21 protein-coding genes are annotated in these 21,535 nt (G+C 58.9%); 10 read left to right on the top strand and 11 right to left on the bottom strand.

Annotation, left to right across the window (positions count from 1 at the left end; translation table 11 throughout):
• Nucleotides 1-11: 11 nt before the first annotated feature.
• The 5 genes from selB to IB144_RS00880 form a co-directional block, all read right to left on the bottom strand.
• On the bottom strand, nt 12-1,853 hold the full coding sequence (gene selB, locus IB144_RS00900; RefSeq protein WP_065888715.1) for a selenocysteine-specific translation elongation factor: 1,842 nt from the start codon (nt 1,851-1,853) through the stop codon (nt 12-14).
• Nucleotides 1,850-3,238, bottom strand: coding sequence for an L-seryl-tRNA(Sec) selenium transferase (selA, locus tag IB144_RS00895; RefSeq protein WP_065888716.1), 1,389 nt, complete (start codon nt 3,236-3,238; stop codon nt 1,850-1,852). Before selA ends, selB begins: the two co-directional genes overlap by 4 nt.
• A gap of 105 nt (nt 3,239-3,343) precedes the next feature.
• Nucleotides 3,344-3,952, bottom strand: coding sequence for a glutathione S-transferase (locus IB144_RS00890; RefSeq protein ID WP_004145238.1), 609 nt, complete (start codon nt 3,950-3,952; stop codon nt 3,344-3,346).
• Between the two features lie 92 nt (nt 3,953-4,044).
• Complete coding sequence (locus tag IB144_RS00885; protein ID WP_002922393.1) at nt 4,045-5,181, bottom strand: HlyD family secretion protein; 1,137 nt, start codon at nt 5,179-5,181, stop codon at nt 4,045-4,047.
• A 3-nt stretch (nt 5,182-5,184) separates the two neighbouring features.
• A complete protein-coding gene (locus IB144_RS00880; protein ID WP_004152044.1) occupies nt 5,185-5,553 on the bottom strand; it encodes a DUF3302 domain-containing protein in 369 nt (122 codons plus the stop codon).
• A 538-nt stretch (nt 5,554-6,091) separates the two neighbouring features.
• Between IB144_RS00880 and mtlA the strand changes: the two genes are divergently transcribed.
• The 3 genes from mtlA to mtlR all read left to right on the top strand — a co-directional run bounded on the left by mtlA (nt 6,092) and on the right by mtlR (nt 9,844).
• Complete coding sequence (gene mtlA, locus IB144_RS00875) at nt 6,092-7,999, top strand: PTS mannitol transporter subunit IICBA (RefSeq protein ID WP_002922397.1); 1,908 nt, start codon at nt 6,092-6,094, stop codon at nt 7,997-7,999.
• A gap of 100 nt (nt 8,000-8,099) precedes the next feature.
• Nucleotides 8,100-9,248: a mannitol-1-phosphate 5-dehydrogenase gene (gene mtlD / locus IB144_RS00870; protein WP_004145239.1), complete on the top strand. Its 1,149-nt coding sequence runs from the start codon at nt 8,100-8,102 to the stop codon at nt 9,246-9,248.
• Nucleotides 9,248-9,844 (top strand): mannitol operon repressor MtlR, encoded by a 597-nt coding sequence (gene mtlR, locus IB144_RS00865; RefSeq protein ID WP_002922401.1) that lies wholly within the window; start codon nt 9,248-9,250, stop codon nt 9,842-9,844. Before mtlD ends, mtlR begins: the two co-directional genes overlap by 1 nt.
• Here mtlR and IB144_RS00860 read toward each other — a convergent pair.
• Nucleotides 9,833-10,057 carry a hypothetical protein gene (locus IB144_RS00860; protein WP_002922402.1) on the bottom strand — a complete coding sequence of 75 codons (225 nt, stop codon included), beginning with the start codon at nt 10,055-10,057 and terminating at the stop codon, nt 9,833-9,835. The two genes, mtlR and IB144_RS00860, sit on opposite strands and share 12 nt — an antisense overlap.
• A 272-nt stretch (nt 10,058-10,329) precedes the next feature.
• Between IB144_RS00860 and IB144_RS00855 the strand changes: the two genes are divergently transcribed.
• The 5 genes from IB144_RS00855 (at nt 10,330) to trmL (ending at nt 15,153) form a co-directional block, all read left to right on the top strand.
• Complete coding sequence (locus IB144_RS00855) at nt 10,330-10,692, top strand: YibL family ribosome-associated protein (protein WP_002922410.1); 363 nt, start codon at nt 10,330-10,332, stop codon at nt 10,690-10,692.
• Between the two features lie 285 nt (nt 10,693-10,977).
• Complete coding sequence (gene lldP, locus IB144_RS00850) at nt 10,978-12,633, top strand: L-lactate permease (RefSeq protein WP_065888717.1); 1,656 nt, start codon at nt 10,978-10,980, stop codon at nt 12,631-12,633.
• Nucleotides 12,630-13,403, top strand: coding sequence for a transcriptional regulator LldR (gene lldR / locus IB144_RS00845; RefSeq protein ID WP_002922415.1), 774 nt, complete (start codon nt 12,630-12,632; stop codon nt 13,401-13,403). Before lldP ends, lldR begins: the two co-directional genes overlap by 4 nt.
• Nucleotides 13,403-14,587: an FMN-dependent L-lactate dehydrogenase LldD gene (lldD, locus tag IB144_RS00840; protein WP_002922420.1), complete on the top strand. Its 1,185-nt coding sequence runs from the start codon at nt 13,403-13,405 to the stop codon at nt 14,585-14,587. Before lldR ends, lldD begins: the two co-directional genes overlap by 1 nt.
• A 92-nt stretch (nt 14,588-14,679) precedes the next feature.
• Complete coding sequence (trmL, locus tag IB144_RS00835) at nt 14,680-15,153, top strand: tRNA (uridine(34)/cytosine(34)/5-carboxymethylaminomethyluridine(34)-2'-O)-methyltransferase TrmL (RefSeq protein ID WP_002922423.1); 474 nt, start codon at nt 14,680-14,682, stop codon at nt 15,151-15,153.
• Between the two features lie 81 nt (nt 15,154-15,234).
• On the opposite strand, the gene cysE is transcribed toward trmL, so the two are convergent.
• The 5 genes from cysE to IB144_RS00810 all read right to left on the bottom strand — a co-directional run bounded on the left by cysE (nt 15,235) and on the right by IB144_RS00810 (nt 18,463).
• Nucleotides 15,235-16,056, bottom strand: a complete 822-nt coding sequence (gene cysE / locus IB144_RS00830) for a serine O-acetyltransferase (protein WP_002922426.1) — start codon at nt 16,054-16,056, stop codon at nt 15,235-15,237.
• Between the two features lie 73 nt (nt 16,057-16,129).
• Nucleotides 16,130-17,149 (bottom strand): NAD(P)H-dependent glycerol-3-phosphate dehydrogenase, encoded by a 1,020-nt coding sequence (gene gpsA, locus IB144_RS00825; RefSeq protein ID WP_002922427.1) that lies wholly within the window; start codon nt 17,147-17,149, stop codon nt 16,130-16,132.
• A complete protein-coding gene (gene secB, locus IB144_RS00820; protein ID WP_002922428.1) occupies nt 17,149-17,616 on the bottom strand; it encodes a protein-export chaperone SecB in 468 nt (155 codons plus the stop codon). Before secB ends, gpsA begins: the two co-directional genes overlap by 1 nt.
• Nucleotides 17,617-17,676: 60 nt before the next feature.
• Nucleotides 17,677-17,928, bottom strand: a complete 252-nt coding sequence (gene grxC, locus IB144_RS00815) for a glutaredoxin 3 (protein WP_002922429.1) — start codon at nt 17,926-17,928, stop codon at nt 17,677-17,679.
• Between the two features lie 103 nt (nt 17,929-18,031).
• Nucleotides 18,032-18,463 (bottom strand): rhodanese-like domain-containing protein, encoded by a 432-nt coding sequence (locus IB144_RS00810; protein WP_002922436.1) that lies wholly within the window; start codon nt 18,461-18,463, stop codon nt 18,032-18,034.
• A gap of 245 nt (nt 18,464-18,708) precedes the next feature.
• Here IB144_RS00810 and gpmM point away from each other — a divergent pair, with 245 nt between their 5' ends.
• Both gpmM and envC read left to right on the top strand, forming a co-directional pair.
• Nucleotides 18,709-20,253, top strand: coding sequence for a 2,3-bisphosphoglycerate-independent phosphoglycerate mutase (gene gpmM / locus IB144_RS00805; RefSeq protein WP_065888718.1), 1,545 nt, complete (start codon nt 18,709-18,711; stop codon nt 20,251-20,253).
• A gap of 9 nt (nt 20,254-20,262) precedes the next feature.
• The gene (envC, locus tag IB144_RS00800; protein ID WP_002922458.1) at nt 20,263-21,534 is read left to right on the top strand and encodes a murein hydrolase activator EnvC; all 1,272 of its coding nucleotides are present in this window, start codon (nt 20,263-20,265) and stop codon (nt 21,532-21,534) included.
• Nucleotide 21,535 lies beyond the last annotated feature (1 nt).

Here is a 21,535-nt window from a genome sequence, read left to right as displayed (position 1 = left end):
GACGTTAATGATTACCGGAACAATGCCTTATCGCGCAGGATATGATCGTTGCCGCGACGGCGGGTGAAGCCAATCCGATCGAAATACTCCAGGATCTGGATCGCCAGCTTCCGCCCTACGTTTAAGGTATCGCGGAAATCCGCCGCGCAGGTTGAACCGCGCAGCCGATCCAGCTCGCGCACCCGCTGGGCGAACTGCACAATGCGATCGTTGCGGTAGTAACGATCCTTGACGATCGCGGTAATCATCCCCTGCTGCGCCGCCTGGCGCAGCACCGCGCGCATCAGGGACTCTTCAACATGGACTTCGCGCGCAAGATCGCGCACCCACCACGGATCGTCGCCGAACAGAGTCTCCACCTTATGCCAGACCGCCTGCTGCTCGTCGGTAAACCCGGCTTTATGCTCCGGCAAATGCAGCCAGCCGTGATGACTGTGGACTAAGCCGCTCTCGCGCATCTGCTCAATCAGCAGCAGCACCAGCGCTTCATCTTCCATCGGCAGCGCGATGCGGCGCAGGCGCTCCCGGCCAGGGCCCGGCTCGTCTCGATGCTGCTCATGGTAACGCGCAAGGGCATCCAGCAATTTTCGCTGCCAGCGGGCGGCAAGCGGCGCGCTAAGCAGGCGCTGTCCGGCCTGCAGATAGTCCGGTCGCTGGATCAGGGCCGCCATTCCGGCTTCGCTGAGCTGCCGCGCCCAGGCGAAGTGCTCAAGCCGGACGGCATCCCGCTGCAGATGCAGCTCCAGCGCCTGCGCATCGTCAGCGCCGACCGCTGCCAGGGCGTGCAGCCACTGCAGATATTCCGGTTTACGTTTGCCGCGACGCGGAGGATCCAGCGTCACCACCCGTGCGCCCGCCAGCGTCAAGCGAGCAGAGATATCGCGGAGCACCAGCCGGTCGTTATCCGCCAGCCACAGCGGAGTATCCAGCACCAGCTCCGCCAGGTTGCCCTCAAGAAGCGACACCCGGGCGGTAATGTGGCTGGCAGCATGGTGAATATGCAGCGGCTGCCACTGGCTGAGCGGCGTATGGCACTGCAGCTCGACAATCACCCGTTCTGCTGGCTCCGGCGGTGGTGAGGAGAGCAGCCAGTCGCCGCGGTGCACTGCCTCTTTTTGCGCATCGCCGACAATATTCAGCGCAATGCGCTGCCCGGCGTGCGCCTGCTCAACCGCTTGATTCTGGGCATGCAGGCCGCGAACGCGCATCGGCGTGTTGACGCCGGTAAGCCACAGGGTATCCCCGACCCGTACTTCGCCGGAGAGCGCCGTCCCGGTGACCACCAGCCCCGCGCCTTTGACGGTAAAAGCGCGATCCAGCGCCAGGCGAAACCGCTGCTGCTGCGGGCGGGGGCGCTCCGCAAGCTGCCGCAGATGGCTGCGCAGTTCCGCAATACCGATGTTTTCCGCCGCCGCGGTGGGAAAGAAAGCGACGGCGCCAAAGCCCAGCTCGCCCAGGGTCTGCTCGACCTCTGCCTGAACCTCCGCCACCCTGGCGGCCGCCACGCGGTCCGTTTTGGTCAGCGCCACGGTCAGCGTCGGCTTTCCGGTCAGCTGCAGGATCGCCAGGTGTTCGCGGGTTTGCGCCATCACCCCGTCATCGCAGGCTACCACCAGCAGCGCATGGTCAATACCGCCCACCCCCGCCAGCATGTTGGACAAAAACTTTTCGTGCCCGGGAACGTCAATAAATCCCAGCACCCGCCCGTCCGGCTGCGGCCAGTAGGCATAGCCGAGATCGATCGTCATTCCCCGCGCTTTCTCTTCCGGCAGACGATCGGCATTCACGCCGGTTATCGCCTGCAGCAGCGTCGTTTTGCCGTGGTCAACATGTCCAGCGGTGGCAATAATCATCGTAACAACATCTCCATAAAGCGGGTTTCATTTTCCAGACAGCGCAGGTCCAGCCAGAGCCGACCGTCATAAATGCGGCCAATCACCGGACACGGCAGCGCGCGCCAGCGGGCCGCCAGCGCCTCCAGCCGGCTACCGCGGCCGTCATGCGGGGTAAAGGTCAACGCCGCGCTGGGCAGGCGGTCGACGGGTAACGAGCCGCTGCCAATCTGCGACTGGCAGGCTGCCACGCTGACGGCAAAATCAGGATAGTGTGCCGCCAGGTCAGGCTGCAGGCGTTCAGCCAGCCGGCGGATCTCCTCCGCCGGACGGGTGAGCAGGCGCAGCGTCGGCAATTTCTCCCTCAGCGCCTCCGGGTGCTGATAGAGGCGCAGCGTAGCCTCCAGCGCCGCGAGGGTCATTTTATCGGCGCGCAGGGCCCGCTTCAGCGGATGGCTTTGCAGCTGGGCAATCAGCGCGCGTTTGCCGACGATAATCCCGGCCTGCGGGCCACCGAGCAGCTTGTCGCCGGAGAAACTGACCAGGCTCACCCCGGCGGCGATCATCTCCTGCGGCATCGGCTCCTTTGGCAGGCCATACTGACTGAGATCCACCAGCGACCCGCTGCCCAGGTCGGCTACCACCGGAACATCCAGTTCGCGGCCAATGGCCGCCAGCTCCGCTTCGTCGACGGCTTTGGTAAAGCCCTCAATACTGTAGTTGCTGGTGTGGACCTTCATCAGCAGCGCGGTATTGTCATTCACCGCCTGGCGATAATCTTTGGCATGGGTGCGGTTGGTGGTACCCACTTCTTGCAGCTGGCAACCCGCCTGGCGCATCACGTCGGGGATGCGAAATGCCCCGCCGATCTCCACCAGTTCGCCGCGAGAGACCACCACTTCGCGACCGCTGGCGGTGGCCGCCAGCATCAGCAGAACGGCCGCCGCGTTGTTGTTCACGATACAGGCATCTTCCGCGCCGGTGATCTGGCACAGCAGATCGGCAATGGCGCGATCGCGATGGCCGCGCCCGGCGTCGTCGAGATCATATTCGAGCGTCACCGGCGCGCGCATCGCGCTGGCGACCGCCTCCACGGCCGACTCCGCCTGAATGGCGCGCCCCAGATTGGTATGCAATACCGTACCGGTGAGATTAAACACCGGACGCAGGGCGCTCTGCCGGCCGGCGGTGAGCCGCTGCTCACAGGCGTGCTGCCAGTCATGGCTCCAGTCAGGGAGCGTCTGCCGTTGGCTAATCTGTTCCCGCGCCTCATCGAGCATCTGGCGCAGCTGCGCCACCACCTGCGAATGGCCGTGCTGCGCCAGCAGGGGAGAAAAAGCGGGGTCGCGTAGTAAGCGGTCAATGGCCGGAAGCCGGGTATAAAGCGCACGAATTTCGGTAGTCATGAATGGGCCTGGCGGTAAGTTATTTTCCCCCCTCCCGACGGGAGAGGGAGTCAACAATCAGCGGCGATTGTAACGCCTCCTTGCGCAAACTGTTACCTGCCTGGGTCAAGTCCGCGGCGGTTCAGTGCGCGCAAAGCTGGCGCGCTGGAACAACGCATCCACCAGCTTCACCAGCTGCGGCCGGGTGGCGCACCAGCCCGGCGCTACGCGGCGAAAGTTCAGATAAGCAATGGCGCAGGCCGTGGAAATGGTCGCCAGATTAACCTCGTCGCCGCGCAGCGTTCCGTCTGCCGCGCAGGCTTCCAGCCTGTCGAGACCGCGAGCCACTTTCTCCCGCTGGCGGAGCAGTTCTTGCTCTGACTGTTGCGCGCCCGGGCGAGCCTTTTCACGCACCAGCGCCTGGGCGGCCTCCATCACGCCATCCGCCAGCGCCTCTAGCTGGCGCATCCTGAGAGCGGCTCTGGGGTCGGCGGGGATCATCGGCGGCGCCACGCCCAGCAGCTCCAGATACTGGGCGATGACCGGGGAGTCAAACCAGCACTCACCGTCGTCCGTCACCAGCGCCGGTACCTTGCCCAGCGGGTTATAGCGCGCCACACCGTTGCTTTCGCTGTAGGGGGATTCGTTGACAAACTCAAAAGGGATGCGCTTTTCCAGCAGGATCACCGATATTTTGCGCACAAAGGGACTGGTGTAGCTGCCGATCAGTTTCATAGCCTGCTCCTTATCGCCAACAAAGATATGAGTATGGCTCAGGGCGAGGTAAAAGGCAGGTGAGCATCCCGCTCAACCTGCCGCCGATCGCATTAATGGTCGAGATAGAGGTAGTGCATCCAACTGGTCATGCGCAGCAGCACTTTACGCATCACCGAAACGTGGGCGAAATGGTCGGAGTAGACCGCCACCTGCGCATAGATGCCATCGGGTAGTGCATCGATTTCGGCATTCGGATCGAGCTCAATGGTCGCCAGCACGCCATCGCTGCCCGGCGTCACGGTCAGCGACTGCAACGCCCCCTGCGCCTGATAGGTTCCCCCCGGCACCACCGGTAAAATGCTCACCAGTTTGCCGTGGAATACCTGTCCGGGCAGGGCATTAAACACCGCTTCCGCGTCGTCGCCCTTCTCCAGCCTTAACAGCGAATTTTGCCTGAACTGGGCGACGATCAGCCGTTTTTGCTCGGGGATAAACACCATCACCGGACGCAGCGGCAGCGAGGCGGCATAGGTCCCCGGACGGATCAGCACCTGGGTGATATACCCATCGCTTGGCGCCCGCACGGTGGTCTGATCGAGATTATATTTCGCCTCCGCCAGCTGGGCGCGCAGGCTGGCCACTTGCGACTGCTCGCCGTTGATCATGCTGTCCAGCTGGCTCTGGATCTGCGCCTGCTCCGCCACCGACGCCTTGACCAGCGCGTCCTGGGCAAGGTAATTCTGCCTGGCGTTATCGATGTCGCTTTCCGAGAACGGGTTCACCCGCGCCTGGCTCCCTTTCAGGTAGCGCTGATAGTCCTTGTATAAGCGATCGCGTTCCGCCGACACGCGGGTGGTGTTGGCCTGGGCTTCAGAGAGCTGCGCTTTGAGGGTGTTAATACTGTGCAGCGCCGTCACCAGGTCGGCCTGCAGACGGTCGACCCGCGCCTGATAGCGCGCCGGGTCAATAGTAAAAAGCACCTCACCCTTTTTGACGCGCTGATTCGCTTTGTCGGTGACGCTGTTAACCACTCCGGTAACCTGCGGCGTAATAGGAATAGATATCACCGCCTTTTGCGCCAGAAAGGTGTAAGGGTGGTTATAGTTCATTAATAAAATAAGCGCGCTAACAATAAATACGCCCCCCAGCGCCGCGGTAGGTACCGTCCATTTATTTACCGGTATTTTGAAGATTTTAAATATCGACCAGGCGATGGCCACGTAGGTCAAAATTATCAACAGATCCATAGATTATTTCTCCGCCGCAGAGGTGGACTGCGGCCGCTGGATGGCCGCCACCTGGTGTTCAAGGTCGCTCAGTCGTTGGCGAAGCTGTTGTATATCGGTCTCTTTTTCAGGTTCGTCAGGGGCCGTATTCGCCTTATGCTGCATGCCCCAGCCGCGCTCAGGCTGGTACAACGTGGCCCAAATCCATAAAAACGGCCAGATGACGTGGAGAGTAAAAAGACTGACCCATCCGGCGACATGAATAGCATCGGAATGAGGGTGGTTGCGTTTTTTGGCGATCAAATAAGGAATATCGTGAATAATGATAATCCCATAAAAAATGACCAGAAAAACGAAGATCAGAACGCCCAGCGCAAAATAATTGAGAAACATAATTCCCTCGGCTTTACGCTAATAATTTATATGAATTTTATTCACGACCCACTGACATTCGGGCCGCTATTTTGAGCATAATTCACGCCTTTCATTTTTGCCATCCGGCGTAAAAAAGTTATTCGGCAGTTAAGGTTGCTTAGTTACAGAGCCATCTCGCCCTGGCCGCAAAACCGGGCCGAGATCACAGCGGCAAAAATCCACCGTGAAATTCTTTGTGATCAAAATCACAAACAAACAACAAAACCACGAAACAAAATTGTGACAAATATCACACAAAAAGGCAGATCAGCGGCTAAAAAGGCGCTGTGTTGTTTTTTTACACAGGAATTATGTGATCAGCATCACTACAAAAAGCGCTTTGCCCCCTATATTCATGTGATCCGTATCACACAAAAGGGCGCTGGCTGGACAGCTAAACGATTCAGTGCCAGATTTCGCACTATCAATCAGGGCCCGGCTACCTCTGCCGCCACATTAACAACAAACCTCGGGCTTTAAGCCTGCGCGATACGCAAAACAGAAGAAGGGGTGTTTTATGTCATCCGATATCAAGATCAAGGTGCAAAGCTTTGGTCGTTTCCTCAGCAATATGGTGATGCCGAATATCGGCGCGTTTATCGCGTGGGGTATCATCACCGCGCTTTTCATTCCGACAGGGTGGTTGCCAAACGAAACGCTGGCGAAGCTGGTCGGTCCGATGATCACCTACCTGCTGCCGCTGCTGATCGGTTACACCGGCGGTAAATTAGTCGGCGGCGAACGTGGTGGCGTGGTCGGGGCGATCACCACCATGGGCGTTATCGTCGGCGCGGATATGCCGATGTTCCTCGGCTCAATGATTGCCGGCCCGCTGGGCGGCTACTGCATCAAGAAGTTCGATAACTGGGTAGACGGTAAGATCAAATCCGGTTTTGAAATGCTGGTGAATAACTTCTCCGCCGGCATCATCGGGATGATCCTCGCCATTCTGGCCTTCCTCGGCATTGGCCCGGCGGTCGAAGTTCTGTCGAAAATTCTGGCGGCTGGCGTTAACTTTATGGTGGCGCACGACATGCTGCCGCTGGCGTCTATCTTCGTCGAACCGGCAAAAATCCTGTTCCTTAACAACGCCATCAACCACGGTATCTTCTCGCCGCTGGGTATTCAGCAGTCCCACGAGCTGGGTAAATCCATCTTCTTCCTGATTGAAGCTAACCCGGGTCCAGGGATGGGCGTTCTGCTGGCGTACATGTTCTTTGGCCGCGGCAGCGCAAAACAGTCTGCAGGCGGGGCGGCTATCATCCACTTCCTGGGTGGTATCCATGAAATCTACTTCCCGTACGTGCTGATGAACCCGCGCCTGATCCTGGCCGTTATCCTCGGCGGGATGACCGGTGTCTTCACCCTGACTATCCTCAATGGCGGTCTGGTTTCCCCGGCTTCCCCAGGCTCTATCCTGGCGGTACTGGCGATGACGCCGAAAGGCGCCTACTTCGCTAACATCGCCGCGATTATCGCAGCGATGGCGGTCTCCTTCGTGGTCTCTGCGGTTCTGCTCAAGACCAGCAAAGTCAAAGAAGAAGACGATATCGAAGCCGCAACGCGTCGTATGCATGACATGAAAGCGGAATCCAAAGGCGCCAGCCCGCTGGCGGCCGGCAATGTCACCAACGACCTGAGCCATGTGCGTAAAATCATCGTCGCCTGCGACGCCGGGATGGGTTCCAGCGCCATGGGCGCCGGGGTACTGCGCAAGAAAGTGCAGGATGCCGGGCTGAGCAACATCTCGGTCACCAACAGCGCAATCAATAACCTGCCGCCGGATGTTGACCTGGTCATCACCCACCGCGACCTGACCGAGCGGGCAATGCGCCAGGTGCCGCAGGCGCAGCATATTTCGCTGACTAACTTCCTCGACAGCGGTCTGTACACCAGCCTGACCGAGCGCCTGGTCGCGGCCCAGCGCCACATCGACAACGAAGTCAAAGTCACCGATAGCCTGAAAGACAGCTTTGACGATACTAACAACAACCTGTTCCAGCTGGGCGCGGATAACATCTTCCTCGGTCGCAAAGCAGCCACCAAAGAAGAAGCCATTCGCTTCGCCGGTGAGCAGCTGGTGAAAGGCGGCTACGTCGAGCCGGAATATGTGCAGGCGATGCTGGACCGCGAAAAACTGACCTCGACCTATCTCGGCGAGTCCATTGCGGTACCGCACGGCACCATCGAAGCGAAGGACCGCGTGCTGAAAACCGGCGTCGTCTTCTGCCAGTACCCGGAAGGCGTGCGCTTCGGTGAAGAAGAAGATGAAGTCGCGCGTCTGGTCATCGGCATCGCCGCTCGTAATAACGAGCACATTCAGGTTATCACCAGTCTGACTAACGCCCTGGATGACGAAACCGTGATTGAGCGCCTGGCGAAAACCACCAGCGTCGACGAAGTTCTGGCACTGTTAAATAAATAATCAGCGCTATCCAACCCTCTCCTTTGGGAGAGGGTTGGGGTGAGGGGAAAGGCCTCACCCCAGCCCTCTCAGGTGAAAACATTAATTGAAGGTTAATACTATGAAAGCATTACATTTTGGCGCAGGTAATATCGGACGTGGCTTTATCGGTAAATTGCTGGCCGACGCGGGCATCGAACTGACGTTTGCCGATGTCAATCAGACCGTACTTGATGCCCTGAATGCCCGTCATAGCTATCAGGTTCACGTCGTCGGTGAGAATGAGCAGGTGGACACCGTCTCCGGCGTCAATGCCGTCAGCAGCATCGGCGATGAGGTTGTGGACCTGATCGCTGAGGTGGATCTGGTCACCACCGCCGTCGGTCCCGTCGTGCTCGAGCGCATCGCGCCAGCGATCGCCAAAGGGCTGGCGCAGCGCAAAGCGCAGGGCACCGAACGCCCGCTGAACATCATCGCCTGCGAAAATATGGTGCGCGGCACCACGCAGTTAAAAGGCCACGTGTTTAACGCGCTGGCGGAAGAAGATAAAGCGTGGGTGGAAGCGCATATCGGCTTTGTCGACTCTGCCGTTGACCGTATTGTGCCGCCATCGGCTTCCGCCACTCATGACCCGCTGGAAGTCACCGTGGAAACCTTTAGCGAATGGATTGTCGATAAGACTCAGTTCAAGGGCGCGCTGCCGACTATCCCGGGGATGGAATTAACTGATAACCTGATGGCATTTGTCGAACGCAAGCTCTTCACCTTGAACACCGGGCATGCTATAACCGCCTACCTCGGAAAACTGGCGGGCCATCAGACGATTCGCGACGCGATCCTCGACGAGAAAATTCGTGCCGTCGTGCAGGGCGCGATGGAAGAGAGCGGCGCGGTGCTGATCAAACGTTACGCCTTTGACCCGCAGAAGCACGCGGCTTATATCCAGAAAATACTTGGCCGTTTCGAGAACCCGTACCTGAAAGACGATGTTGAGCGCGTTGGCCGTCAGCCGCTGCGCAAACTGAGCGCTGGCGACCGTTTAATTAAGCCGCTGCTGGGTACACTGGAATACGGGCTGCCGCACCGCAACCTGGTGAAAGGGATTGCGGCGGCGATGCATTTCCGTAGCGAAGACGATCCGCAGGCGCAGGAGCTGGCGGCACTGATCGCCGACAAGGGGCCGCAGGCCGCGCTGGCGCAGATTTCCGGCCTGGATGCCGCAAGTGATGTCGTCGCGGAGGCCGTTAACGACTACAACGCGGAAAAATGATGCACAACCTGGCGCGGCCGACGTCGCGCCCATTACGACTCCTGTCAGATATGCAGGCAATGATGGAAGAAACACAAGCATTTGAAAACCGTGTGCTTGAGCGTCTGAATGCTGGCAAAACCGTACGAAGCTTCCTGATCGCCACCGTCGAGCTGTTAACGGAAGCGGTCAATATTCTGGTGCTTCAGGTATTCCGTAAAGACGACTACGCGGTGAAATACGCCGTCGAGCCCTTGCTGGAGGGCAGCGGGCCGCTCGGCGATCTCTCTGTACGCCTGAAGCTGATTTATGGCCTTGGGGTGATAAGTCGTGCCGAATATGAAGACGCTGAGCTGCTGATGGCCCTGCGCGAAGAGCTTAACCACGACGGCAATGAGTACAGCTTTACCGACGACGAAATTATCGGTCCGTTCGGCGAGCTGCACTGCGTCGCCGCCCTGCCGCCAACGCCGCAATTTGATGACAGCGATGCCGAACTGCTGGCAATGCAGAAACTGCGTTACCAGCAGATGGTGCGCTCAACGATGGTGCTGTCCCTGACTGAGCTGATTTCACGAATCAGCTTAAAAAAAGCCTTTCAGAAATCAACGCTCTGATTCCGGTTCCGTCTGGTCGCAGGTCGGCCGGTAAAGCTGACGATAATATTCCAGACGCTGCAGGAACAACGCTTCCTTATCCTGAGGAATGTCTCGCGGTACATGCTGCAGACGCGGAGACTTTTTCAAATACTCCATAAACGCCTGACTGGAAGCCATAAAATCAACCGCTTTGTCGATTAAACGTGGTACGCCGTCGCCGATCTTTGCCATCACGTCCTCCTTTTGGGAATAATCTGATTAAGCATTAGCCAATTCACCGGCGTGGGTTAAGGAAAACGTGCTTATCTGCCGACAGGCTTCACAGAAATGAAATTAGAACGGGTATTAGGCGGAATATTAATAAAATTCAAATTATTAGCGATAAATGATATTGCATTCCGCGGGCGACAAACGGCGAATTTTTGATAAATAGCTATCAACAATAGCGGTCACGGCACATACTATAGGCGAATGAAGCCCCTTTATTAACAGATCAAATCACCATGAAAGAAGTCGAAAAGAATGAAATCAAGCGTCTGAGCGATCGTCTCGACGCCATCCGCCACCAGCAGGCCGAGCTGTCGCTGGTGGAAGCCGCCGATAAATATGCTGAACTGGAAAAAGAAAAAGCCACTCTGGAAACGGAGATTGAACGTCTGCGTTCCGTCCAGAGCCAGAAGCTGAGCAAAGAGGCGCAGAAACTGATGAGCCTGCCGTTCCGCCGCGCGATTACCAAAAAAGAGCAGGCCGATATGGGCAAGCTGAAGAAAAGCGTTCGCGGCCTGGTGGTTGTCCATCCGATGACCGCCCTGGGCCGGGAAATGGGTCTGAAAGAGATGACCGGTTTCGCCCGCAGCGAATTTTGATCCCCAACCCTCTCCGTACGGAGAGGGCTATTCTGTCTTCACTCCCCCACATTTTTACCTTCAGCCGGGTCGATTGGTCCAACCAATAATTTCATCCACCCCCTGACAGTTCACAAATCCGTCAAAACCCATCACAAACCCGTTGCTTGTGAGCAACATCTGATTAACCATTCGTTGTCATCAACCCTGATACCCTTAATTGGCCGGGCCAATTTTACCTTCGGTGGGATCGGCAATGAGCGCAGACTCAGCCCTCCTCTCCTGGCGGCCCGATGGAGACCCTGCATGAATCTCTGGCAACAAAACTACGATCCCGCCGGTAATATCTGGCTATCCAGTCTTATCGCATCGCTACCGATTCTGTTTTTCTTTTTTGCGCTGATTAAGCTCAAACTGAAAGGCTACATCGCTGCCACCTGGACCGTCGCAATCGCGCTGGTCGTTGCCTTACTGTTCTATAAAATGCCGGTGGACCGCGCCTTAGCCTCGGTGGTCTACGGCTTCTTCTACGGCCTGTGGCCTATCGCGTGGATTATTATCGCCGCGGTCTTCGTCTATAAAATCTCGGTGAAGACCGGACAGTTCGACATCATCCGCTCATCGATTCTGTCGATTACGCCGGACCAGCGCCTGCAGATGCTGATCGTCGGCTTCTCGTTCGGCGCCTTTCTCGAAGGAGCGGCGGGTTTCGGCGCACCGGTGGCGATTACCGCCGCGCTGCTGGTTGGTCTCGGGTTTAACCCGCTGTATGCGGCTGGCCTGTGCCTGATCGTCAACACCGCGCCGGTGGCCTTCGGCGCGATGGGCATCCCGATTCTGGTCGCCGGCCAGGTGACCGGTATCGATAGCTTCGCCATCGGCCAGATGGTGGGCCGCCAGCTGCCGTTCCTGACCATTATCGTGCTGTTCTGGATCATGGCGATTATGGACGGCTGGCGCGGCATTAAAGAGACCTGGCCGGCGGTGATAGTCGCAGGCGGTTCGTTCGCTATTGCCCAGTACCTCAGCTCTAACTTCCTTGGCCCGGAGCTGCCGGATATCATCTCGTCGCTGGTCTCCCTGGTCTGTCTGACCCTGTTCCTCAAACGCTGGCAGCCGGTACGCATCTTCCGCTTCGGCGATCTCGGCGCCTCGCAGGTGGATATGACGCTGGCCCGCACACGCTACACGGCGGGACAAGTGATCCGCGCCTGGTCGCCGTTCCTGTTCCTGACAGCCACCGTGACCCTGTGGAGCGTGCCGCCATTCAAAGCGCTGTTCGCTCCTGGCGGCGCGATGTATGACTTCGTTATCAATATTTCGGTACCATTCCTCGACAAAATGGTTGCCCGTATGCCGCCGGTGGTTAGCGCCGCGACGCCCTACGCCGCGGTATATAAATTCGACTGGCTGTCGGCAACCGGCACCGCCATTCTGTTCGCCGCCCTGCTGTCCATCGTCTGGCTGCGCATGAAGCCGAAAGATGCGCTGACCACCTTCGCCGGGACGCTGAAGGATCTGGCGCTGCCGATCTACTCTATCGGCATGGTGCTGGCGTTCGCCTTTATCTCTAACTATTCCGGGCTGTCGTCGACCCTGGCCCTGGCGCTGGCCCATACCGGCCACGCGTTTACCTTCTTCTCGCCGTTCCTTGGCTGGCTGGGGGTATTCCTGACCGGTTCGGACACCTCGTCTAACGCCCTGTTCGCCGCGCTGCAGGCAACGGCGGCGCAGCAGATTGGCGTCTCCGATATTCTGCTGGTCGCGGCCAATACCACCGGCGGCGTTACCGGCAAGATGATTTCCCCGCAGTCGATCGCCATCGCCTGCGCCGCGGTAGGCCTGGTGGGCAAAGAGTCGGATCTGTTCCGCTTTACCGTCAAACACAGCCTGATCTTCACCTGCATGGTAGGGCTGATCACCACGCTGCAGGCCTACGTTTTAATCTGGATGATCCCGTGATAGTGATGCCTAAACGCCTGGCCGACGACGTGGCGCGTCGCGTCCGGGCGCTGATTGAAGAACAACAGCTGGAGGCGGGCATGCGACTGCCCGCCGAGCGCCAGCTCGCCGCCCAGCTCGGCGTCTCACGCAATTCCCTGCGCGAAGCGCTGGCGATGCTGGTCAATGAAGGGGTGCTGTTGAGCCGTCGCGGCGGCGGCACCTTCGTCCGTTTTCAGCATGAGCCGTGGTCAGAGCAAAACATCGTCCAGCCGCTGAAGACGCTGCTGGCCGATGACCCGGACTACAGCTTCGATATCCTCGAAGCCCGCCACGCCATCGAAGCCAGCACCGCGTGGCACGCGGCGATGCGCGCCACCGACGCCGATAAAGAAAAAATTCGTCTGTGCTTTGAAGCGACCCAGAGTGAAGATCCGGATATCGCCTCGCAGGCGGATGTCCGCTTTCACCTGGCGATCGCCGAAGCCTCGCATAACGTGGTGCTCCTGCAAACCATGCGCGGCTTTTTCGACCTGCTGCACTCCTCCGTTAAGCAGAGCCGCCAGCGCATGTATCAGGTGCCGCCGGTGTTTGCCCGCCTGACCGAACAGCACCAGGCCGTCATGGAGGCGATTGTCGCCGGCGACGCCGAGGCGGCGCGCCAGGCGATGATGGGCCACTTAGGCTTTGTCCACGCCACCATCAAACGTTTTGATGAAGACCAGGCCCGCCAGGCGCGAATTACCCGCCTGCCCGGTGACCACAATGAAAATTCCAGGGAGAACTCGTGATGATTATTTCCGCCGCCAGCGACTATCGCGCCGCCGCACAGCGTATCCTGCCGCCGTTTCTGTTCCACTATATTGACGGCGGCGCCTACGCCGAACATACCCTGCGCCGCAACGTCGAGGACCTGTCCGATGTAGCCTTGCGCCAGCGTATTTTGCGCAATATGTCGGACCTGAGTCTGGAAACGACATTATTCAACGAGAAGCTGGCGATGCCGACGGCGTTGGCGCCGGTCGGGCTGTGCGGGATGTACGCCCGCCGCGGCGAAGTGCAGGCCGCCGGCGCGGCGGACGACAAAGGCATTCCGTTCACCCTCTCTACCGTTTCCGTCTGCCCGATCGAAGAGGTCGCCCCGACCATCAAGCGCCCGATGTGGTTCCAGCTGTATGTCCTGCGCGACCGCGGCTTTATGCGCAATGCGCTGGAGCGCGCCAAAGCCGCCGGCTGCTCGACGCTGGTCTTTACCGTCGATATGCCGACTCCCGGCGCCCGCTACCGCGACGCCCATTCAGGCATGAGCGGCCCGAACGCCGCCCTGCGCCGCTACTGGCAGGCCGTCACCCATCCGCAGTGGGCGTGGGACGTCGGCCTTAACGGTCGCCCGCACGATCTGGGCAATATCTCCGCCTATCTCGGCAAACCGACCGGGCTTGAGGATTACATCGGCTGGCTGGCGAATAACTTCGATCCGTCGATTTCATGGAAAGACCTGGAGTGGATCCGCGATTTCTGGGACGGTCCGATGGTGATCAAAGGGATCCTCGATCCGGAGGACGCCCGCGATGCGGTGCGCTTCGGCGCTGACGGCATTGTCGTCTCCAACCACGGCGGCCGCCAGCTCGATGGCGTGCTCTCCTCGGCCCGCGCCCTGCCGGCAATTGCCGACGCGGTGAAAGGCGACATCACTATTCTCGCCGACAGCGGCATCCGTAACGGGCTCGACGTGGTGCGGATGATCGCCCTGGGCGCCGACAGCGTGCTACTGGGCCGCGCTTACCTGTACGCCCTGGCGACCCACGGTAAGCAGGGCGTGGCGAATCTGCTGAACCTCATCGAGAAAGAGATGAAAGTGGCGATGACCCTCACCGGGGCGAAAAGTATCCGTGAAATCAGCCGTGATTCGCTGGTGCAGAACGCCGAAGCGCTGCAGACCTTCGATGCGCTGAAGCAGAATAACGCCGCGTAATTCTCCACGTTTTCCCTTACGCCGCCCCTCTCCCTCAGGGTGAGGGTTCGCCAAATATCTGCTATTCTGCCCCCCGCAATTAAGGGGGCAGTATGCTGAACATCGTGTTATTCGAACCAGAGATCCCGCCGAACACCGGGAATATTATCCGCCTGTGCGCCAACACGGGCTTCAGTCTGCATATCATTGAGCCGATGGGCTTCACCTGGGACGATAAACGCCTGAGACGCGCCGGACTTGACTATCACGAGTTCACTGCCGTGCAGCGCCATGCGGATTACGCGGCGTTTGTCGCCAGCGCGCAGCCGCAGCGTCTGTTCGCCCTGACCACCAAAGGCACGCCTGCGCACAGCGCAGTGAGCTATCAGGACGGCGATTTCTTGATGTTTGGCCCGGAAACCCGCGGTCTGCCGGCCAGCATCCTCGATGCCCTGCCGCCGGAGCAGAAAATCCGTATTCCGATGATGCCGGACAGCCGCAGTATGAACCTGTCAAACGCGGTGTCGGTGGTGGTGTATGAAGCCTGGCGCCAGCTGGGGTATCCTGGCGCGGTCTTGCGCAGCTAACCTGAGCGGTTCCCGGATTACGGCGCGTTGCGCCTTATCCGGGCTACATTTCTGTGCTTAGCAGCGGCAAATGGCAATACATCAAATCCCATCGCCGTACTCGAAGGTGTGGTGGATGCCGTTGAAATGCTGATCCATATCCATCGCCGGCTTGTCGCTCTCCGGCTTGCCGACGATACGCGCCGGTACGCCCGCCGCGGTGGTGTGCGGCGGAACCGGCTGCAATACCACCGAACCGGCGCCAATCTTCGCGCCACGCCCGACTTCAATATTGCCGAGGATCTTCGCCCCGGCGCCAATCATCACGCCTTCGCGAATTTTCGGATGACGGTCGCCGCTGGTTTTACCGGTCCCGCCGAGGGTGACCGACTGCAGAATAGAGACGTCATCTTCAATCACCGCCGTCTCGCCGACCACAATGCCGGTGGCATGGTCGAGCATGATCCCGCGGCCGATTTTCGCCGCCGGGTGGATATCCACCTGGAAAGAGACGGAGACCTGATTTTGCAGGAAAATCGCCAGCGCGCGTCGCCCCTGAGTCCACAGCCAGTGGCCGATACGATAGGCCTGCAGGGCATGGAAACCCTTCAGATAGAGCAACGGCGTGGAGTATTTATCCACCGCCGGGTCGCGCGTGCGCACCGCCTGAATATCGCAGGCGGCGGAGGCGATCATTTCCGGATCGGCGGCGTAGGCCTCTTCCACCACTTCGCGAATGGCGATCGCCGGCATAATCGGGGAAGCCAGCTTGTTGGCCAGCATATAGCTCAGCGCGCTGCCGAGATTTTCATGCTTGAGTAGCGTTGCGTGGTAAAAACTGGCGAGCATCGGCTCACAGTCAGCCAAAGCCCGGGCTTCGGCTTTAATATTATTCCAGACGATATCCAGTTCTTCACACGGCATTGCATACTCCAGGCGATATAGTAATGACCTGCCAGTTCTGCGCTGGCAGGGTCATTCAGGTGACAAAGGAAAGCTAATTGCTGCTGCGCTCGTCCTTGCGGGCGCGACCCAATAAGGTCAATGCTGCCTCGCGCGCAATTTTTCCGCAATACAATACCTGATAAATTTCCTCGGTTATTGGCATTTCGACACCTAAACGCTGTGCCAGAACGCGAACTTCCTTGGTATTGCGGTAGCCTTCAACCACCTGGCCAATCTTGTCCTGGGCGCTCTGCACGTCCATACCCTGGCCGAGCATCATGCCGAAGCGACGGTTACGGGACTGGTTGTCGGTGCAGGTGAGCACCAGGTCACCGAGGCCGGCCATGCCCATAAAGGTTTCCGGATCGGCGCCCAGCGCCGCGCCGAGGCGGGACATTTCCACCAGCCCACGGGTAATCAGCGCCGTACGCGCATTGGCGCCGAAGCCGATGCCATCCGACATACCTGCCCCGATGGCAATGACGTTTTTCACCGCGCCGCCGAGCTGCACGCCGATAAAGTCCGGGTTGATGTAGACGCGGAAGCTTTTGCCGCAGTGCAGTAGGCGCTGAAGGTCTTCCGCAAACTGCGGATCCGTGGCCGCCAGCGAAATCGCCGTCGGCAGGCCGGCGGCCAGCTCTTTGGCGAAGGTTGGCCCCGAGATCACCGCCAGCGGAATATCATCGCCCAGCGCTTCACGCGCCACGTCCTGCAGCAGACGGCCGGTTTCGGCCTCCAGGCCTTTGGTGGCCCACACCAGCCGCGCGTCGGAACGCATCAGCGGTTTAATCTGGCGTAACACCTGACCGAATACATGGCTCGGCACCACGACAAGGATGTCGCGGCTGGCGGCCAGCGCGGTGGCCAGGTCGCTCTCAAGATGCAGCGTATCCGGAAAAGGCACATCGGGAAGGAACGCGGCGTTGCAGCGATCGTGTTGCAGCGTCGCGATATGTTTCGGGTCATGGCCCCACAGCACAACGTGGTGGCCATTTCTTGCCAGGGTGATGGCAAGAGCGGTGCCGTAAGAGCCGGCACCGATCACAGTCATTGCAGCATTAAGTGCGTTCATCAGGCATCCTGATGTTGTTCAGCACCTTCGCCAGCCTGCTGCTGCAGATAGTTCATGAACAGCGCGTCGAAGTTCACTGGCGCAAGGTTAAGTTGCGGGAAGGTACCGCGGGAAACCAGGCTGGTGATGCACTCGCGCGCGTACGGGAACAGAATGTTCGGGCAGTATGCGCCGAGGCAGTGCGCCATCTGGGTGCCTTCGATGCCGTCGATGGAGAAAATACCGCCCTGCTGTACTTCACAGAGGAACGCGGTTTCTTCGCCCAGCGCAGCGGTCACGGTCACACGCAGCACCACTTCATAAACGCCTTCAGCCAGCTGGGTGGAGGCGGTATCCAGATCAAGTTTAACTTCCGGCTGCCAGTCTTTCTGGAAAACTTGCGGCGCGTTCGGCGCTTCAAAAGAGATATCTTTGGTATAGATACGCTGGATCTGGAAGGTCATTTCGGTGCTGTTTTGTTCTGACATAGTAAAACCCTTTCGTGTTGTCCTTAAATACGCGCTTCCGCCAGGGAAAGCGCGCAAAAATTAGCGCAAGAGGGGATCAAGTCCACCACGTGAATCAAGCGCATACAAGTCGTCACAGCCGCCAATGTGCTGCGCATCAATAAAAATCTGCGGAACCGTCGTCCGTCCGCTGCGCTGGATCATCTCCTCACGCTTCGCGGCATCGCCATCGATCGGCAACTCATGGAACGTTACGCCTTTGCTGTTCAGCAGCGCTTTCGCGCGGATGCAGAACGGGCAGGTCGCTTTGGTGTAGATCTCAATATTGGCCATGACTTCACTCCTGTTGTTACCCTGAGGGTTTTACGCCGCAGCCTGTGTTCTCTTCACGTCAGGCGTGAAGAGAAAACGCGGCGGCATCACCACGCGAGGTAAGTTATTTGCCGCGTACCAGAGGGAGGTTTTCGCCGCTCCAGCCAGCAATGCCCTCTTTCAGTACAAAGACTTTTTCAAACCCGGCTTTGTTCAGCGCGCTGGCGGGCTCTTGCGCCTGCATGCCGGAACCGTCTACCACAATAATGGGTTGCGATTTGTGTTTTTCCAACTCGCCGACGTTATTGGCTTTGATATCGCTGGGCAGCAGGTTAATAGCGCCGGCAATATGGCCTTTACGGAAATCGTCACGCTGACGCAGGTCGACCACCACCGCATCTTCTTTATTGATAAGACGCGTCGCTTCACCACGGGTGATGACTTTAACTTTCGACATCAGCCCCTTGAAGGTGGTGAACACTACCGCACCCAGCAGCGCGATCCACGCGATGCTCAGGACCGGGTGACGGCCGATGAATTGCATAATTTCTTGCATGGGGGGTTACAACTCCCGACTAAGTGAGAAAAAAACCAGGAAAGGAGTATACCTGTGCCTTGCGGCAATTACAGCCAGTGAGCGCGATGTAATGTATTTTCTGCGGGCGGTGGCGAAAAAAAGCCGCTCTCGCTGACCCGGCGCGGCCCCGCCGCTCCCTTTCTTTGATCTTTCACGGGGATTTAAACGATTCAGCTGTAGTAAAATTACGCAAAATTTCTGTCTTTGAGCATGAGGTTGTCGCAATGTCGGTTTCTAAAAAACCTATGGTACTGGTGATTCTGGATGGCTACGGCTATCGCGAAGACCAACAGGATAACGCCATTTATAGCGCTAAAACGCCGGTAATGGACGCGCTGTGGGCCAAACGTCCACATACCCTGATCGATGCATCCGGCCTCGAAGTCGGCCTGCCGGACCGTCAGATGGGGAACTCCGAAGTAGGCCACGTCAACCTGGGCGCCGGTCGTATCGTCTATCAGGACCTGACCCGTCTCGATGTGGAAATTAAAGAACGCACCTTCTTCGCCAACCCGGTACTGACCGCCGCGGTCGATAAAGCGGTTGCCGCCGGCAAAGCAGTACATATCATGGGCCTGATGTCGCCAGGCGGCGTCCACAGCCACGAAGATCACATCATGGCGATGGTGGAGCTGGCGGCAGAGCGCGGCGCTGAGAAGATCTACCTGCACGCCTTCCTCGACGGCCGTGATACGCCGCCGCGCAGTGCGGAAAAAACGCTGGCGACATTCGAAGCCAAATTTGCCGCGCTGGGCAAAGGTCGCATCGCGTCGCTCATCGGCCGCTATTACGCCATGGACCGCGACAACCGCTGGGATCGCGTGGAACAAGCTTATGATCTGCTGACCCTGGCCAAAGGCGAATTCCAGGCCGATACCGCCGTCGCGGGTCTGCAGGCCGCCTACGCCCGTGACGAAAACGACGAATTCGTGAAAGCCACCGTTATCCGCGCCGCCGGCCAGGCCGATGCCGCGATGGAAGACGGCGACGCGCTGATCTTCATGAACTTCCGTGCCGACCGCGCGCGTGAAATCACCCGCGCCTTCGTCAACGCCGACTTCGACGGCTTTGCGCGTAAGAAAGTGGTTAATCTCGATTACGTGATGCTCACCGAATACGCCGCCGACATCAAAGTCGCCTGCGCCTATCCGCCCGCCTCGCTGGCCAATACCTTCGGCGAGTGGATGGCGAAGCACGATAAAACCCAGCTGCGCATCTCCGAAACTGAAAAATACGCTCACGTCACCTTCTTCTTCAACGGCGGCGTAGAAGAGCCGTTTAAAGGCGAAGAGCGGATCCTGATTAACTCGCCGAAAGTGGCGACCTACGATCTGCAGCCGGAAATGAGCTCCGCCGAGCTGACCGAGAAACTGGTCGCCGCCATCAAAGGCGGAAAATACGACACCATCATCTGTAACTACCCGAACGGCGATATGGTTGGCCATACCGGGGTGATGGAAGCTGCCGTAAAAGCGGTTGAAGCGCTGGATCGCTGCATCGACCAGGTGGCTCAGGCGGTGGAATCCGTTGGCGGCCAGCTGCTGATCACCGCCGACCACGGCAACGCCGAGCAGATGCGCGACCCGACCACCGGCCAGGCGCACACCGCCCATACCAATCTGCCGGTTCCGCTGATCTACGTCGGTAATAAAGCGGTCAAAGCGGTCAACGGCGGCAAACTTTCCGACATCGCCCCGACCATGCTGTCGCTGATGGGAATGGAAATCCCGCAAGAGATGACTGGCAAGCCGCTGTTCATCGTGGAATAATCCTTCCCCATGAGGGGAAAGGCGATGTATTCAACTACATGGATCGCAGCGGCAGTTCGATCCGTCCTTTACGCCAGCGCGCTCAGCGCTGGCGTATTGCTGTGCGCGTCATCTGCGCATGCCGACGATCGCGATCAGCTAAAGTCCATCCAGGCCGACATCGCCGCCAGGCAGCGGGCGATTAAGCAACAGCAGCAGCAGCGCGCAAGCCTGCTCGCCCAGCTCAAAGCGCAGGAAGAGGCGATCGCCGCCGCGGCCCGCAAACTGCGCGAAACCCAGGATAGCCTGAACCAGCTCAATAAGCAGATTGACGAGATGAACGCCGCTCTCGCGAAGCTGGAGCGCCAGCGCGCGTCTCAGGAGCGGAACCTCGCCGCGCAGCTCGATGCCGCTTTCCGCCAGGGGCCGCATACCGGCATCCAAATGGTGCTCAGCGGTGAAGAGGGCCAGCGCAATCAGCGGATGCAGGTCTATTTCAGCTATTTCAACCAGGCCCGCCAGGAGACTATCGCGGAGTTGAAGAAAACGCGCGAAGAGATGGCGGTGCAAAAGTCGATGCTCGAAGAAAAACAGAGCCAGCAGCAAACGCTGGTCTACGAGCAAAAGGCCCAGCAGGCGAAGCTGGAGCAGGCGCGTAACGAACGGAAAAAGACCCTTTCCGGCCTGGAGTCTTCCATTCAGCAGGGTCAGCAACAATTAAGTGAATTACGGGCTAACGAATCGCGCCTACGCGGTCGTATCGCCCAGGCGGAAGCTGCCGCCAAAGCCCGCGCCGATCGGGAAGCACGCGACGCGCAGGCGGTGCGCGACCGCCAGCAGGAAGCATCGCGCAAAGGCACCACCTATAAACCAACGGAAAGTGAGCGTTCGCTGATGTCACGCACCGGCGGGCTGGGCTCGCCGCGCGGTCAGGCGTTCTGGCCGGTTCGCGGTCCGCTCCTTCATCGATATGGCGAACAGCTGCAAGGTGAACTACGTTGGAAAGGGATGGTTATCGCCGCGTCTGAAGGCACCGAAGTCAGAGCCATTGCCGATGGTCGGGTCATTCTGGCCGACTGGCTGCAGGGCTATGGTCTGGTGGTGGTGGTCGAACATGGCAAAGGCGACATGAGCCTGTATGGCTATAACCAAAGCGCGCTGGTCAGCGTTGGTACCCAGGTGCGTGCCGGCCAGCCTATCGCGCTCGTAGGCAGCAGCGGCGGTCAGGGCCGTCCGTCGCTCTATTTCGAAATTCGCCGCCAGGGTCAGGCGGTCAATCCACAGCCGTGGTTGGGAAGATAAG

Source organism: Klebsiella sp. K4, assembly GCF_014596785.2.
In the GTDB taxonomy this organism is placed as follows: Bacteria; Pseudomonadota; Gammaproteobacteria; order Enterobacterales; family Enterobacteriaceae; genus Klebsiella; species Klebsiella pneumoniae.
This window is presented reverse-complemented; position numbering and strand designations above follow the sequence as displayed.